Origin of the sequence: Solwaraspora sp. WMMD1047 (assembly GCF_029626155.1) — a bacterium.
In the GTDB taxonomy this organism is placed as follows: Bacteria; Actinomycetota; Actinomycetes; order Mycobacteriales; family Micromonosporaceae; genus WMMD1047.
The window spans coordinates 6,245,333-6,260,468 of record NZ_JARUBL010000001.1 but is presented as its reverse complement, the minus strand read 5'-3'; the positions used below and the strand labels follow the sequence as shown (position 1 = coordinate 6,260,468).

Sequence of the window (15,136 nt, the reverse complement as noted above, 5' to 3'; positions counted from 1 at the left end):
CCGGCGGCCGGGGTCACAGGTCGGGTGCGGCCAGCCGCCGGGCCGGGCCGGCACACTCGTGCGGCCCGCGTTCCAGCCGGTCCAGCAGCGGCCGGCCGCGCCGGTCCTGCGGGGCGATGAAGAACGCCGGTTCACCGTTCGTCACCTGCCGGTCGAGCGCGTCGGCGTAGCTGGTCCGCGCGTTCACCAGCTCCCGCCAGCCGTCGGCCCAGCCCCGGCCGGTTCCGATCCGGTCGCCGTCGTCCTCGTCGTCGAGCCAGTGGCCGCGCAACTGGTCGACCTCGGACAGGAACGGCTGCACCGCGGCGTTCTCGTCCCGGATCGCCGCCGCCCGCCGGCCCGGGTCGCCGGCCGAACCGGGCGGGGCCAGACGGTTCAGCCGCCGCTCCAGGGCCAGGCAGGCCGCCTCGGCCCGACTCTGTGCCTGCTTGGCGTCGTCGGCGTGCCGGACCAGCCGTCCGACCCCGGCGGCCAGCGCGCCGAAGCCGGTGCAGACCACCAGGACGACGACCGCAGCCACGGCCAACCCGATCCACAGCAACCGCCGTCGCCGCGCCCGCCGCTCCGGCTCATTCGCCGGCGCGCCGGTCTCGGCCTCGGCCTGCCGGGGGTGGTCCTCGCCGTCGGGGGTGTGCGCGTGGTCGGTCACGTCACCTAGTCAAACACCGATCTGTCGATGTCGGCGACCCGGCGGTCAGCCGGACGCGCCGCCGGTGAAGTTCCAGGACGCCAGCCGCAGGGCCGGCCCGGTCCACCAGGCACCGGCCCAGCCGTCCGGCTGTCGGACCGGGAACCGGCCCACCCCCAGCACCGACCCCGGCGCGAGGGCCTGCGGGTAGGACTGGGTGAAGCGCAGGTTCCGGACCGCGGTGGTGATCTCGCCGTCTTCGATCAGCCACACTCCGTTGCGGGTCAGACCGGTCAGCACCAGGCTCTTCGGGTCGAGCACCCGGGTGTACCAGAGGTCGGTGACGAGCAGGCCGTGTCGGACCTGGGCCACCAGGGCGGCGGTGTCGGAGTCCACGATCGGGCCGGCCACCTCGGTCGGCCCGGCCGCATCCGCCGCACCGGGGCCGGGAGCGAAGCCGAGACTTGTCGGCATCGGCCCCCAGGTGGCGCTGTTCGTCGTGCCGTGCCCGGTGGACGACGACCCGGCCTCGGCGGCGGTCCGCCGATCGTGCGCCACGCCCCGGGTCACCCCGGCGTCCACCAGGGTCAGCCGCCGCCGCGGGGTGCCCTCCACGTCGAACGGCAGCGCCGGCACCGCCCGCGGGTCGTCGACCAGGGTGATGGCCGGGTCGAACTGCGCCGACCCGGGTTCGACGAACGACCGCCGCTCGTTGTACGCCTTGCCGTTGAAGCCGTACATCGCCAGGTTGCTGAGCAGGTCGGCCACCGCGGTCGGCTCCAGCACCACCTCGTACGGCCGGGGTGGCACCTCGACCGGGGCGGCGCCGGCACGGGCCTTGACCGCCGCCCGGTGGCCCAGGACCGCGCCGTCCAGGTCGCCGAGCCGGTCGGCGGCGACCCGGGCCATCCCGTCCGCGCCGTCGACCCGGGCGATGCCGTCCATCGCCGCCTCCGCGCTCTCGCCCTCGACCGACTGCCCGGCGGTGTTGGCGAAGCTGCCCGAGTAGTAGGTCGTGCGGCAGTAGCCGGCGGTCTCCAACCCGTCGGCCGCCTCGACGAAGGCCCGGATCCGCCCGGCCCGCTCGGCCGGGGTGGCCTGCGCGGTCGGCTCGTCGCAGCGGCCGGTGCCGACGGTCGGCGCGGGTGGGGCCAACCCCGGCCAGTGCGGGTCCGGCGGGCAGTGCCGGGCCGCCGCCACCGTCCGCTCGACGAGCGCCCGCAGCCCGTCGCCGCCGGTCACGGTGGTCGAACCGGCGGCGGTACGGCCGTCCAGGTGCAGCCGGAGCCGGACCGTGGTGGTCGCCTCGGCGACGTTCTGGTGGATGAACGAGTTGGCGAACCTGGTGAGCGCGAGCGCCTGGTGGGTCGCCGACACCTCCGCCTGCGCCCGCGGACCGGCCACCTGCCGGACCAGCTCGACGACCCGGCCGGCGAGATCGATGTTCGAGGTCACCCGCGTACTCCTACCCGGACGTTGCGGAACCGGGCCGGGGCGGCCGGGTGCCCGGTGTGCCCGATCTGGCCCGGCTGGCCCTTGCCACAGTTGGGGGTGCCCCACGCGACGCTCTCGCCGGAGAGCATGTCCATGGAACGCCAGAAGAGCGGCCCGATCCCGGTGTAGGTCGGGTTGCGCAGCATCCGCCCCCGCCGGCCGTTCTTGACCTCCCAGCCGACCTCGCAGCCGAACTGGAAGTTGAGCCGCTGGTCGTCGATGGACCAGGACCGGTTGATGTCCATCAGCACGCCGTCGTCGGTGGCGTCGATGATCTCGTCGAGGGTGTGCGGTCCGGGCTCCAGGCCGACGTTCGTCATCCGCACCATCGGCAACCGGGCCCAGCCGTCGGACCGGACGCTGCCGGCGTAGTCCAGGCCGGCCACCGCGGCCGAGTCGCGGCCGGCGAGCACCCCGACCCAGCGCCCCTCCCGGACCGCGTCGCGTTTCCGCGCCGGGGTGCCCTCGTCGTCGAAGCCGAAGCTGCCGAGCGCGCCGGGGATGGTCGGGTCGATGGTGATGTTCATCAGTTCGGAGCCGTACTGCAGGCTGCCGAGCTGGTCCAGGTCGAGCCAGGAGGTGCCGGCGAAGGCGGCCTCCCAGCCGAGGATCCGGTCCAGCTCGATGGCGTGCCCGACCGACTCGTGGATCTGCAGGGCGAGCTGCTCGCCGCCGAGGATCAGGGTGGTCTCGCCGGCCGGGCAGAGCGGCGCGGTGACCAGCTGCCGGGCCTCCTCGGCGATCCGCGCCGCGTGGGCGGTCAGGTCGAGCGATTCGACCAGCTCCCAGCCCTGGGTGCCGTACTGCCCCCGGTAGCTGGGGTAGGAGCGGCGCTGGGTCTCGTCGTCGCCGACCACGGTGGCGGAGATGCCGCCGCCGCACTCGCGGATGTGCTGGTCGATGCGGTGACCCTCGCTGGAGACGAACCACTTGCGGGTGTCCCAGATCTGGTAGAGCCCTTCGGCCAGGTCCGCGCCGTGGTCGCGGGCGGTGGCGGTGGCGGTGGCCAGCAGGTCTCCCTTGTCGGAGAGCCCCACCGAGAGCGGGTCGATCAGGCAGGTCGAGGCCCAGGAGGCGGTGCCGGCACCGACCGGCACCAGGGCCGCCTCGCCCGCCGTCCCCCGGCGGCCGGCACCGACCCGGTTGGGGACCAGGGCGCTGGCCGCCGCGATGCCCGCGGCCCGCTGCCCGACCGCCCGCGCCGCGGCCGGCGAAAGATCGGGTACGGCGTAGAAGCCCCACCCCGAGCCGACCAGCGCCCGGACGCCGATGCCGGCGTTCTCGTCCTGGGTCAGCTCTTCGACCGCACCGTTGCGGGCCGACATCGACTCGTAGCGGCGGTGCATCACCCGCGCGTCGGCGTAGCGGGCGCCCGCGTCGAGCGCCGCCTGCACCGCGGCGGTCGCCGCCTCGAAGTGGGTCATGACGCCGACCCTAATCGAGGCCGCCGACGGTTTTCGAGATCCGGCCGGCTGGCCGGGCGGCCAGCGGAAGGCTGTTGTAGGTTCCAACCGGGGAGGAGGGCCGGCGAGCGGACGGCGCGGACGGCACTGTGGACGACGCGGAACCGCCCTACCTGCGGGTCCGCGATCTGATGGTGCGGTTCGACACCTCTGCCGGGGCGCTGCCCGCGGTCGACGGGGTCTCCTTCTCCGCCCGGCGCGGCCGGATTCTCGGGCTGGTGGGCGAGTCGGGCTCCGGCAAGAGCGCCACCGGGCTGGCGTTGCTCGGCCTGCACGATCCACAGCGGAGCACGGTCACCGGCCGGATCGAGGTCGGCGGCCGCGACCTGGTGGGTCGGCCCGAGGCGCAGCTGCGCCGGCTACGCGGCCGGGAGCTGTCGATGATCTTCCAGGATCCGCTCGCCGCGCTGCACCCGCACCACCGGGTCGGACGACAGGTCGCCGAGGCTTACCGGGTGCACCATCCCGGTGCCGGCCGGCGGGCCGCCCGGCGGCGCGCGGTCGAGATGCTCGGGCGGGTCGGGGTGCCGCAGCCCGCCCGGCGGGCCGACCAGTATCCGCACGAACTCTCCGGTGGTCTGCGGCAGCGGGTGATGATCGCGATGGCCCTGGTCAACGGTCCCGGGCTGCTGGTCGCCGACGAGCCGACCAGCGCCCTGGACGTCACCGTGCAGGCCCGGGTGCTGGAGCTGCTCGCCGAGCTGCGCGCCGAACTGGCCATGACGGTGGTGCTGATCAGCCACGACCTCGGGGCGGTCAGCCAGGTCGCCGACGACGTGGTGGTGATGTACGCCGGTCGGGTGGTGGAAAGCGGCGGCGTCGACCAGGTGCTGCGGCGTGCCCGGCACCCGTACACCTGGGGGTTGTTGGCCAGCGCGCCGTCGCTGGCCGGGCCGGCGGAGGGTGACCTGGTGCCGATCCCGGGCAACCCGCCGAACCCGTTCGACCGGCCGGCCGGCTGCGCGTTCCGGCCGCGCTGCCGGTACGCGCACCTGGCCGGCCCGGAGACCGCCCGGCAGGCGCCCCGGTTGCTGCCGGCGACCGGCCCCGGCCACCTGGTCGCCTGCCACCTGCCCGAGGCCGAGCGGCGGCGCATCCACGCCGCGCTGCCCGACGAGCCGGGAGCGCCCCGGTGACCGGGGGCGGGCCGCTGCTGCGGGTGACCGGACTGACCCGGGACTTTCCGGCGCTCCGCCGGTTCGGCGCCGGCCGCCGGGGCGCGGTGGTGCGGGCCGTCGACGGGCTCGACTTCGAGGTCCGGGCCGGCGAGGCGTTCGGCCTGGTGGGGGAGTCGGGCTGCGGCAAGACCACCACCGGCCGGCTGCTGGTGCGGCTGCTGGAGCCGACCGCCGGCCGGATCGTCTTCGACGGGCGGGACATCACCCGGTTGTCCCGCCGGGACCTGCGGCCGCTGCGCCGGGACCTGCAGATCGTCTTCCAGGATCCGTCCGCGGCGCTGAATCCCCGGCACAGCGTGGGCCGGATCGTCGGGTTGCCGCTGCGGGCCAACCGGATCCGCCCGCCGGGTGGCGTCGAGGCCCGGGTGCGGGAGCTGCTGGAACTGGTCGGGCTCGGACCCGAGCACTACCACCGCTACCCGCACGAGTTCTCCGGCGGCCAGCGGCAGCGGATCGGCATCGCCCGCGCCCTCGCCGCCAACCCCCGCCTGATCGTCGCGGACGAACCACTCTCGGCGCTGGACGTGTCGATCCAGGCCCAGCTGGTCAACCTGCTCCGCGATCTGCGGCGCGACCTGGGGGTGGCGCTGGTCTTCATCGCCCACGACCTGGCCGTGGTGCGGCAGGTGTGCCAGCGGGTCGCGGTTATGTACCTCGGTCGGATCGTCGAGCTCGGCGACCGGGACGACATCTACCGCCGCCCCCGCCACCCCTACACCCGGGCGCTGCTCTCGGCGGTGCCGGACCTGCGGCGTCCGGGCGGCGGCGCCGGCCGGATCCGGCTGACCGGCGAGCCGGCCGACCCGCTCGATCCGCCGTCCGGCTGCCGGTTCCGGACCCGCTGCTGGAAGGCCCGCGAGATCTGCGTGGCCGAGGAGCCGACATTGACCCACCGGCCCGGCACCACCCACGCCGCAGCCTGCCACTTCCCGGAGCAGGACGAGGTGCCGGCCGGATGACCGGGCTGGGCGGGACCGGGGCGGAACCGGCGGGCGCGGAACGGGCGGGCGCGGAACGGGCGGGCGCGGGCGGCGGGTACCTGGCCCGGGCTGGTGCGGGCCGGTCGCCGGGTCGGCTGGCCTGGGGGCGGCTGCGGCGGGACCGGCTGGCCCTGGTCAGCGCCGCCACGCTGGCCTTCCTCGCCCTGCTGGCGGCCGCCGCGCCGCTGGTGGCCCGGCTGTACGGGACGGGTCCGACGGACCGGTTCCCGGAGCGCCTGGACCGCAACGGTTTCCCGCTCGGGTACGCCGGCGTCGACGGCGCCCACTGGTTCGGCATCCAGCCCGGCAACGGCCGCGACGTCTTCATCCAGGTGGTGTACGGGCTGCGTACCTCGCTCGTGATCGCCGTCACCGCGGCGGTGCTGGCGGTCGCCCTCGGCGCGGCCGTCGGCCTCCTGGCCGGGTACGCCGGCGGCTGGCTGGACGCGGTGGTGACCTGGCTGATCGACCTCGCCCTCGCCTTCCCGTTCTACCTCTTCTGCCTCGCCCTGGTGCCGATCGCCGTGCACCGGTTCTACGGCGTACGCGACGAGGAGGCGACCTGGTTCCGGCCGCTCCTGCTGGTGTTGATCTTCGTGTTGTTCAACTGGCCGGGGGTGGCCCGACTGGTCCGGGGCCAGGTGCTCTCGCTGCGGGAGCGGGAGTTCGTGGCGGCGGCGCGGGCCGCCGGGGCCGGCCCCGGCCACATCCTCTTCCGCGAGCTGCTGCCCAACCTCTGGGCGCCGATCCTGGTCGCCCTCTCGCTGACCGTGCCGGTCCTGATCACCGCCGAGGCGGCCCTGTCCTTCCTCGGCCTGGGGGTGCTGGAACCCACCCCGGACCTGGGCCGGCTGCTCAACGAGAGCATCCGCTACCTGCGCGACGTGCCCAGCTTCACGATCATCGGCGGCGGCACGCTGTTCCTGCTGGTGCTCGCCAGCAACCTGCTCGGTGACGCGGTACGCGACGCCCTCGATCCGCGGTCCGGCGGGTGACGCCGCCATGCTGCGGTTCGTGGTCCGGAAGCTGCTGCTCGCGGCGAGCACCCTGCTCGCGGTGAGCGTGCTCACCTTCGGGCTCTTCTTCGTGCTGCCGAGCAACCCGGCCGAGCTGATGTGCGGGGAGAGCAAGACCGTCTGCGGGCCGGAGCGGATCGCCATGATCGAGTCCCGGATGGGGCTGGACCGACCCATCCCGCACCAGTACGCCGACTTCATGCGCGGCCTGTTCGCCGGTCGGACGATCGGCACCGGATTGACCGCCCGGGACTGCCCGGCGCCCTGCCTGGGCTACTCGTTCCGCACCGACGAACCGGTCACCGACATCGTCGCCCGGACGTTGCCGGTGACCGTGAGCATCGTCGCCGGGGGTGCGGTGTTCTGGCTGTTGGCCGGCGTCGCGGTCGGCGCCCTGGCGGCGCTGCGCCGGGGCACGCTCGTCGACCGGCTGGCGGTGGGCGCCTCGCTGGTCGGTGCCGCGATGCCGATGCTGCTGCTCGGGCCGCTGCTGCTGCTCGGGCTGGTCTACCAGACCGGCCTGCTGAGCTACCCGCGCTATACGCCGCTGACCGAGGACCCGCTGGCCTGGGCGTCCGCGCTGATCCTGCCCTGGCTGGCGCTGGGTCTGGTGAACGCCGCGACCTACGCCCGGTTGACCCGGGCGCAGCTGCTGGAGACGCTCGGCGAGGACTTCGTCCGCACCGCCCGGGCCAAGGGCCTGCCGCGCCGGGCGGTTCACGGCCGGCACGCGCTGCGCGCCGCGATCACCCCGGTGCTCACCATGGCCGGCCTCGACGTCGGCGCCCACCTCGGGGGTGTGGTGGTCACCGAGACCGTGTTCGGCTTCACCGGGCTGGGCCGGACCGCGTTGACCGCCGCGGTCAACCTGGACATGCCGATCGTGCTGGCGACCGTCCTGCTCGGCGCGGTCTTCGTGGTCACCGCCAACCTGCTGGTGGACGTCGGCTACGCCGTGATCGACCCGAGAATCCGGCTCGGCTGAGCCGGCCGGGACGCGGACCACCCGCACCAGAACCACACCGGATCATCCGGACCAGACCAGGAGGAGCGATGCGAACGAGGCTCAGGGCCGCAGTGCCGGCGGGTCGGCTGGCGGCCGGGGTGACCCTCACCCTGACGGCCGGGGTGCTGACCGGCTGCACCGAGAACACCGGCGGATTCGGCGGACCGACCGGCGAGGCCCGGCAGTTCACCAGCGCCATCGCCACCGACCCGGCCGACTCGCAGGGCCCGGCGGAACCGGTCTCCGGCGCCGAGCCCGGCGGCACCCTGCGCCTGATCACCCAGGCCGACTTCGAGCACCTGGACCCGCAGCGGACGTACACCTTCGCGGCGATGGCGCTGCAGCAGACCTTCCTGCGTACGCTCACCGTCTTCGCCGAGGACGGGGCGGGCAAGGTGCTGCTCGTCGGCGACCTGGCCGAGAACCCCGGGGTGGACGTCGACGGCGACTGCCGCACCTGGGAGTACCGGCTCAAGGACGGGGTCCGGTTCGCCGACGGCACCCCGATCCGGGCCGCCGACGTCGCGTACGGGATCGCCCGGTCGTTCGAGGAGACCATCGACGGTGGGCCGACCTACCTGCAGGAGTGGCTGGCCGACGACCCGGCCTACAACAGCCGCTACTCCGGCCCGTACACCTCGGGCTCCGACACCGTCCCCGGCCTGACCGTGCGCGACGAGCGCACGCTGGTCTTCAGCTTCGCGCGGCCGCGCTGCGACCTGCCGTACGCGCTCTCGCTGCCCACCTCCGTCCCGGTGCCGAAGGCGGCGGACACCCGGACCGGGTACGACCGGTCGGTGGTCGCCTCCGGCCCGTACCGGATCCGGGAGTACCTCCGGGACAGCCGGCTGGTGCTGGAGCGCAACCCGCACTGGGACCCGGCCACCGACCCGCTGCGGCACGCCTACCCCGACTCGATCGAGGTGGAGATCGGCCCGGACAACCTGGCCGCCACCGAGCGGGTGCTGGCCGGTGCCGGCCCCGACGCCGCCGCGCTGGCCTGGGACGGCGTGCCGCAGCCGCTGGTCAACCGGGTGCTCGGCGACCCCGGGCTGGGCGGGCGGGTGCTGCACCGGGAGGCGCCGTCGCAGTGGTACCTGAGCATCAACAACGAGCGGATCACCGACGTCGACGTGCGGCGGGCCATCGCGTACGCCGTCGACCGGCAGGGGCTGCTGGCCACCCAGGGCGGGGAGGCCGCCGGGCGGCCCACCCACACCCTGCTGGCGAACACCACGATCGGCTGGACCGACTATCCCAACCCGTACGACGGCGGCCCCACCGGTGACCCGGAGGCCGCGCGGGAACTGCTCGGCGGTGAGCGGGTCCGACTGGTTTACCTGTCCCGGTCCACCGCGTTCGGCCAAGCCACCGCGCCGGTCGTCGAGCAGAGCCTGGAACGGGCCGGGTTCGACGTCACCGTGCGCTACGTCGACGACCACAACCCGACCGTCCGGACCAGGGGCAACGAGTACGACATCTACCTGTCCAACTGGGCGGCGGACTGGCCCAGCGCGGTGTCGACCATCCCGGTGCTCTGGGACGGCCGCAAGCTCGGCCCGCTGGGCAACTCCAACGTCTCGTACTTCAACGCCGACGACGTCAACGCGGAGATCGACCGGATCAGCGCCCTACCGGCCGCCGAGGCCGGGCCGCAGTGGGCGAAGTTGGATCAGATGATCATGGAGAGGTACTGCCCGGTGGTGCCGATCTACCAGGACAGGACCTTCGTGGTCGGCGGCGACCGGGTCGCCGGCGTCTTCATCTCCGAGCAGTTCGGTACCCCGGTCTTCTACCGCGCCCACCTGCGGTGACGGCAGGCCGCTAGGCCAGATTGCGGCGGATGAAGTCGAGCTCGAGCCGGAGCAGGCGTTCGGCGATGCCGCCGGCGGCCATGTGGGTGGCGCCGGTCAGCGGGATCACCGAGTGCGGCCGGCCGGCGGCCAGCAGCGCGGCGGAGAACCGCAGGGTGTGCGCCACCACCACGTTGTCGTCGGCCAGCCCGTGGATCAGCAGCAGCGGACGGGCCTGGTCCGGGTCGGTGACCGGCTCACCGGCCAGCTCCACCAGCGAGTGGTGGGCGTACACCTCGGCGCCCTCCTCGGGCAGCCCGAGATACCGCTCGGTGTACGCGGTGTCGTAGAGCGTCCAGTCGGTCACCGGCGCCCCGACCACCGCGCACCGGAACAGCTCCGGCCGGCGCAGCGCCGCCAGCCCGGCCAGCCAGCCGCCGAACGACCAGCCCCGCACCGCCACCCGATCCAGGTCCAGGTCCGGGTGCTTGCCGGCCAGCGCGGTCAGCGCGTCGACCTGGTCGCCGAGGATCACGTCGGCGAACCGGCGGTGGATCACCTTCTCGAACGACGGCGCCACGCCCGGCGTACCCCGGTTGTCGATCGTCACCACCGCGAAGCCGGCGTCGGCCCACCACTGCCGCTCCAACCACATCGAGCGGGCGGCCAGCACCTCCTGGTGCCCGGGGCCGCCGTAGATGTCCACCAGCACCGGCAGCCGGCGGCCGGTGACGTGCTCGCGCGGGTACAGCACCGCGGCCGGCAGCCGGCGGTCGGTGACCCGGTCCAGCGCCGGGCGCGGCGCGTACGGCGGGGTCGCCGCCAGCGACTCGATGGTGGCCACCTCGCGGTCGCCCTGCCGCACCGACCACCGGGTGCCGGCGTGATCCAGCGAGGCGCTGCCGATCACCAGCACGTCCCCGCCGACCGCGCCGACGTGCCAGCCGGGGTCCGGGGTCAGCCGGCGGGCGTCCACCCCGCCACCGCCGATCGCGGTCCGGACCCGGTAGAGATGCTGCTGGCTCGGCTCGCCGTCGCTGGCCTCGACGATCAGCTCCGGCGGCCCGGAGCCGCCCGGCAACTGGCCGAGCACCCGGCGCACGTAGAGCGACGGCGGGGTGAGCAGGGTGCCGTCGGCGAAGAGGCAGCGGGCGTCGTACCCGTCGTGGGCCAGTTCGCCGCCGACCAGCACCCGGCCGTCGGGCAGGTGCCGGGGGGTGCCGGCGATCGGTTCCACCCAGCGCGGGTCGGCCAGCTCGGCGTGCACCTGGGTCTCCCCGGTGCGCGGGTCGACGGCGAGCACCAGGCCGTGCTGCTGCAACCGGCGCAGCACGGTGATCAGCGGACCGGCCTCGCCCCAGTGCACCGAGACCAGGTACGGGTAGGTCTCCCGGTCCCAGTGCACGTCGACCCAGCCGCCGTCGAGATCCAGCAGATGCAGGCTGACCTCGGCGTTCGGGCCACCGGCCCGGGGATAGCCGACCGGCTGGCTGGCGGTGGCCGGATCACCGGCGTCGTGCAGGTGCCAGCGCGGCAGCCGGGAGTCGTCCACCCGGGCGGCCAGGATCGACCGGCCGTCCGGCGCCCACCAGTAGCCCCGGTGCCGGTCGAACTCCTCGGCGGCGATGAACTCGGCCAGCCCCCAGGTCACCCCGGCGTCCTCGCCGGCCAGCAGCGAGTCGGTGCCGTCGATGTCGACCACCCGCAGCTCACCGCGACGGCGTTCGCCGCCGGATCGGGTGCCGCCGGCCTGGGTGCCGTCCGCGTCGGTGATGTACGCCAGCCGCCGGCCGGTCGGGTCGGGCTGGGGGTCGATCACCGGCCCGGTCCCGGGCACCTCGACCACGTCGCCGTGCTCCAGGTCGGCCCGGAACAGCCGGCCACCGAGGGCGAAGACCGCCACCCGGGCGAGCGGGTCGGTGGCGTACCCGCCGATCCCGCCGGCGCTGAGCCGGCGCCGCTCCCGGGCGGCGCGTTCCCCCGGGGCGAGCGGGCCGGTCTCCGCGCCGACCAGGTTGGCCGGGTCGGCGACCAGGCGTTCGGTGCCCGACGCGACGTCGAGCAGCCAGAGCGCGTCGCAGGGGTCCTCCGGCCCGGTCGAGCGCAGGAAGACCACCCGCGAGCCGTCGCCGGCCACCGTCACCGCCCGCGGCGCTCCGCACCGGAAGCGGCGGGTCCGGGCGGCGAGATCGGGATAGTCCACCTTCGGATCGTAGATCGGCTCGCGCGGCGATGGGGCCGAGCCGGACATCGGGTATCCGTCCGTGGTCCCTGGCATCCGCCGGTGGCCCCGGGCATCCGTACGTGGCCCCGGGTCCGGTCGGCGGTTGGGACGGAGCGGGCCGCGGCCGGCGGGAATGATCAGTCCGGCCGCGTAGAGTGACCGGCGTGACGAAGCTGCCCGTTCCCGCCGGCCCCCGGCCCGGAGACCAGGACCGCGCCGCGCCGCCACCCGGCCGCCGGCTGCTGCTGGTGCACGCCCACCCCGACGACGAGGCGATCGGCACCGGCGCGACGATGGCGCACTACGCCGCCGAGGGCGCGCAGGTGACGCTGGTGACCTGCACGCTCGGCGAGGAGGGCGAGATCCACCGGCCGGAGCTGGCCCAGCTCGCCGCCGCCGAGGCGGACCAGCTCGGCGGCTACCGGATCGGTGAGCTGGCCGCCGCCTGCGCGGCCCTCGGCGTGACCGACCACCGGTTTCTCGGCGGCGCCGGCCGGTACCGCGACTCCGGGATGATGGGGCTGCCCACCAACGACCATCCGCGGGCGTTCTGGCGGGCCGACCTGGACGAGGCCGCCGGGCACCTGGTGGAGATCATGCGCGAGGTCCGCCCGCAGGTCCTGATCACCTACGACCCGAACGGCTTCTACGGGCACCCCGACCACATCCAGGCGCACCGGGTCGCGATGCGCGCGGCGGAGCTGGCCACCGCGGCGGGCTTCGGACCGGCCAAGATCTACTGGACGGCGATCCCGAAGAGCGTGCTGGCGGGCGGGCTGACCGCCTTCGTCGACGCGCCGGACAACCCGTTCGACGGCATCGACAGCGTCGACCAGTTGCCGTTCGGCACCCCCGACGACCAGATCGCCGCCCGCATCGACGGCACCGACCGGCACGCCGCGAAGGAGGCGGCCCTGCGCGCCCACGCCACCCAGATCCCGGCCGACTCCTGGCTCTACTCGATCGCGGGCAACTTCGGCGGCGAGTTCATGGGCATGGAGTACTACACCCTCGCCGCCGGCACCCAGGGACCCGGCTCGGGCCGGTACGGCTGGGAGGACGACCTCTTCGCCGGCCTCGCCGCGCCGGTCGCCGGGGCGCCCGCGGAGGCCGGCGCCCGGTGACGCTGCCGAGTCCGCCCGTGCCGAGCCCGCCCGATCCGCTACCGAGGACGCCCGGTCCCGGTGATCCGCCAGTCCTGTCGGATCCGGCGGCCGCCCCCGGGTCCGGAATGCCGGGCGAGCGCACGGGTGAGGCGTCGGGCTGGCGTCGGCTGGCCGACTCGCCGGGTTGGCGCCGGCTGGCCGGCCCGGTGGACCTGGCGCTGCGGATCACCGGCGGGGTGCTCGCCGTGCTCGCCGCCGCGCTGACCGCGGTCCTGGAACTGCTGCTCGCCACGCTGCGGGTGGGCGGTCACCTGATCGGCGTCTCCGCCCTGCTCGCGGTCGTCGCGAACGTCGCGCTGAGCTGGTTCGCCCGGCGGGCGGTCGGCCGCGGCTGGGCGGTCGCGCTGCCCGCGGTCACCTGGTTCGCGTTCATGGTGGTCGCCGCCGGCGGGACGACCGAGGGCGACATCCTGCTGGCCGGCAACAACTGGGTCGGGCTGGCCATGATCGTCGCCGGGTCGATGGCGTTCGCGGTGATGGCATTCCGGATCATCGTCGCGCCGCGTCCCGGACCAGGCCCCGGGATCCGCTGACGGTACATTCGGCCGCCACCGCCCGCCCGGCGTGGGATGGAAACTCCCAGGTACGGATGGTAAGTAGATGGGACTGGCTGAAAAGTGCCGTAAATGGCTGACATGATTCGGGAGGAACACGCGATGAGGGATCGTTGGCTGCCGGTCGGTGTGCTCGCGGGCGTGCTGTTCGCGGTCAATGTGGTGGCCCGGCTCGTCACCAGATTCGGCTTCGACGGCGACACCGAAATGTCGGACCGGATCTCGCTGGGCATGTTCGCCGTCATCGGTGTGATCCTCGCGGTCGTCGCCTTCGTCTGGGGGCGGCCCCACCCGGCCGCCCGCTGGGGCGGGGACGTCGCGGTGGCCATCCTGGTCGCGATGGCGCTCACCATCTTCGTCGGCCCGTTCATCAGCGGCAGCCACCCGTTCGCCGAGGGCGCCGGCTCGTTCTTCGCCCAGATCTGGCTCTACGGCGGCTTCGCCGCCGGCGGCACCCTGGTCGGCTACCTGGTGCTCATCGCGACCGGCCTGGACTACCGGTCGCAGTCGCTCAAGCGGTACGCCGAGACCAGGCAGGCCAAGCCGCGCCGGGTCGTGCGCCGCTGACGCGCGCGTCGGTGGCCGGTCACCGGTGGCCGGGCGCCACCCGGGTCAGGTAGGTGTGGTGGGTCCGGAAGCCCAGCTTCCGGTAGAGCGCGACGGCGCCCGTGTTGCGCTCCTCGACCTGCAGGAAGGCGTCCGTCGCGCCCCGTTCGGCGGCCCACTCGGCGAGCGCCCGGATCAGCAGCCCGGCCAGTCCGCGGCGCCGGGCCGCGGGCTCCACCTCGATCAGCGAGATCCCCAGCCACCGGCCGGCGCCGGTGACCGTACCCCGGGCGATGGCCAGCAACTCGCCTCCGCCGGACCGGGGACCGCGCTCGGCGTACAGGTGGGCGAAGCGGACCGTGCCCACGGCGGTGAGCACGTGTCGGGCGGTGGCCGGCAGCGTCCGGTCCTCCCGCCCGCTGCTGCGGGCCGCCTTCCCGGCACCGGCCAGCGCCAGCCACCCGGGACTCGGCTCGGCCGCCAACTCGGGCACCCCGACCTGCAGTGCGGCGCCGGCTGGTGCGGTGGTCAGCAGCGTGGTCAGTGGGGCGGTCTGCACCAGGGTCAGCGGCCGGGCGCCCCAACCGCGCTCGTCGAGCGCCACCCCGACCGGTGCCGCCAACGGCAGCGGTACGTTGATCATGGCGGGCTGGCCGTGCTCGGCGTACCAGGCGACCACCGCGTCGATCGCGGCTTCCAGCGGCCGGTCCGGGTCGCCGATCGGCAGCGCGGAGTTGGCCCGGCCGGTCCAGCCGCCGGCCGTCCGCAGCAGCCAGCCACCCATCCGCTCCTGAACCGGCGCCGGCCACGACTCGTTGGCGGCCCGCTCCAGCTCCACCACCGCCGACGCCATCGGCCGCCGGGCCGGCGGGACCCGCTTCGCGCGGTGCACCTCGGTGAGCGGGACCTGGACCACACCGCGGGCGGTGGCGATGGTGAGATGGGTCTCGGTCAACTCGACCAGCTCGCCGAGCGCGTCGGAGAACAGGGTGCGACCGTACCGAACCCCCACAATCCGGCGTACCACAATTCGGTGTCCCACATCCTGCTGTCGGAGCACGATCAACCCCCTCTCCGGCGAGATACTA

General features: G+C 74.6%; 13 protein-coding genes. 8 read left to right on the top strand and 5 right to left on the bottom strand.

What is annotated here, in order from left to right; all coding sequences use genetic code 11:
• Positions 1 to 13: 13 nt before the first annotated feature.
• Genes O7627_RS28630 through O7627_RS28620 form a run of 3 tightly spaced genes read right to left on the bottom strand, consistent with a single transcriptional unit; the run spans position 14 to position 3,546 of the window.
• On the bottom strand, positions 14 to 649 hold the full coding sequence (locus tag O7627_RS28630; protein WP_278096562.1) for a hypothetical protein: 636 nt from the start codon (positions 647 to 649) through the stop codon (positions 14 to 16).
• Positions 650 to 694: 45 nt separating this feature from the next.
• On the bottom strand, positions 695 to 2,083 hold the full coding sequence (locus O7627_RS28625; protein WP_278096561.1) for a metallopeptidase TldD-related protein: 1,389 nt from the start codon (positions 2,081 to 2,083) through the stop codon (positions 695 to 697).
• Positions 2,080 to 3,546, bottom strand: a complete 1,467-nt coding sequence (locus O7627_RS28620; RefSeq protein WP_278096560.1) for a TldD/PmbA family protein — start codon at positions 3,544 to 3,546, stop codon at positions 2,080 to 2,082. Before O7627_RS28620 ends, O7627_RS28625 begins: the two co-directional genes overlap by 4 nt.
• 170 nt (positions 3,547 to 3,716) lie before the next feature.
• On the opposite strand from O7627_RS28620, the gene O7627_RS28615 reads away from it, so the two are divergent.
• The 5 genes from O7627_RS28615 (at position 3,717) to O7627_RS28595 (ending at position 9,579) form a co-directional block, all read left to right on the top strand.
• Positions 3,717 to 4,721 carry an ABC transporter ATP-binding protein gene (locus tag O7627_RS28615; protein ID WP_278098471.1) on the top strand — a complete coding sequence of 335 codons (1,005 nt, stop codon included), beginning with the start codon at positions 3,717 to 3,719 and terminating at the stop codon, positions 4,719 to 4,721.
• Entirely contained in the window at positions 4,718 to 5,722 is a 1,005-nt protein-coding gene (locus O7627_RS28610) for an ABC transporter ATP-binding protein (RefSeq protein ID WP_278096559.1), read from the top strand. Before O7627_RS28615 ends, O7627_RS28610 begins: the two co-directional genes overlap by 4 nt.
• The gene (locus tag O7627_RS28605) at positions 5,719 to 6,738 is read left to right on the top strand and encodes an ABC transporter permease (protein WP_278096558.1); all 1,020 of its coding nucleotides are present in this window, start codon (positions 5,719 to 5,721) and stop codon (positions 6,736 to 6,738) included. Before O7627_RS28610 ends, O7627_RS28605 begins: the two co-directional genes overlap by 4 nt.
• Positions 6,695 to 7,744: an ABC transporter permease gene (locus tag O7627_RS28600; protein ID WP_347404682.1), complete on the top strand. Its 1,050-nt coding sequence runs from the start codon at positions 6,695 to 6,697 to the stop codon at positions 7,742 to 7,744. The genes O7627_RS28605 and O7627_RS28600 overlap by 44 nt, the downstream gene beginning before the upstream one ends.
• Positions 7,745 to 7,812: 68 nt before the next feature.
• A complete protein-coding gene (locus tag O7627_RS28595) occupies positions 7,813 to 9,579 on the top strand; it encodes an ABC transporter substrate-binding protein (RefSeq protein WP_278096557.1) in 1,767 nt (588 codons plus the stop codon).
• A 10-nt stretch (positions 9,580 to 9,589) separates the two neighbouring features.
• On the opposite strand, the gene O7627_RS28590 is transcribed toward O7627_RS28595, so the two are convergent.
• Positions 9,590 to 11,761 (bottom strand): prolyl oligopeptidase family serine peptidase, encoded by a 2,172-nt coding sequence (locus O7627_RS28590; RefSeq protein ID WP_278096556.1) that lies wholly within the window; start codon positions 11,759 to 11,761, stop codon positions 9,590 to 9,592.
• A 194-nt stretch (positions 11,762 to 11,955) separates the two neighbouring features.
• On the opposite strand from O7627_RS28590, the gene mshB reads away from it, so the two are divergent.
• From mshB to O7627_RS28575, 3 genes are all read left to right on the top strand, one after another.
• The gene (gene mshB, locus O7627_RS28585; RefSeq protein ID WP_278098469.1) at positions 11,956 to 12,906 is read left to right on the top strand and encodes an N-acetyl-1-D-myo-inositol-2-amino-2-deoxy-alpha-D-glucopyranoside deacetylase; all 951 of its coding nucleotides are present in this window, start codon (positions 11,956 to 11,958) and stop codon (positions 12,904 to 12,906) included.
• A gap of 107 nt (positions 12,907 to 13,013) precedes the next feature.
• Complete coding sequence (locus tag O7627_RS28580; protein ID WP_278096555.1) at positions 13,014 to 13,481, top strand: hypothetical protein; 468 nt, start codon at positions 13,014 to 13,016, stop codon at positions 13,479 to 13,481.
• 123 nt (positions 13,482 to 13,604) lie between these two features.
• Positions 13,605 to 14,069 carry a hypothetical protein gene (locus O7627_RS28575; RefSeq protein WP_278096554.1) on the top strand — a complete coding sequence of 155 codons (465 nt, stop codon included), beginning with the start codon at positions 13,605 to 13,607 and terminating at the stop codon, positions 14,067 to 14,069.
• Positions 14,070 to 14,088: 19 nt separating this feature from the next.
• Here O7627_RS28575 and O7627_RS28570 read toward each other — a convergent pair whose 3' ends face one another.
• On the bottom strand, positions 14,089 to 15,108 hold the full coding sequence (locus tag O7627_RS28570; protein ID WP_278096553.1) for a GNAT family N-acetyltransferase: 1,020 nt from the start codon (positions 15,106 to 15,108) through the stop codon (positions 14,089 to 14,091).
• Between the last annotated feature and the right edge of the window lie 28 nt (positions 15,109 to 15,136).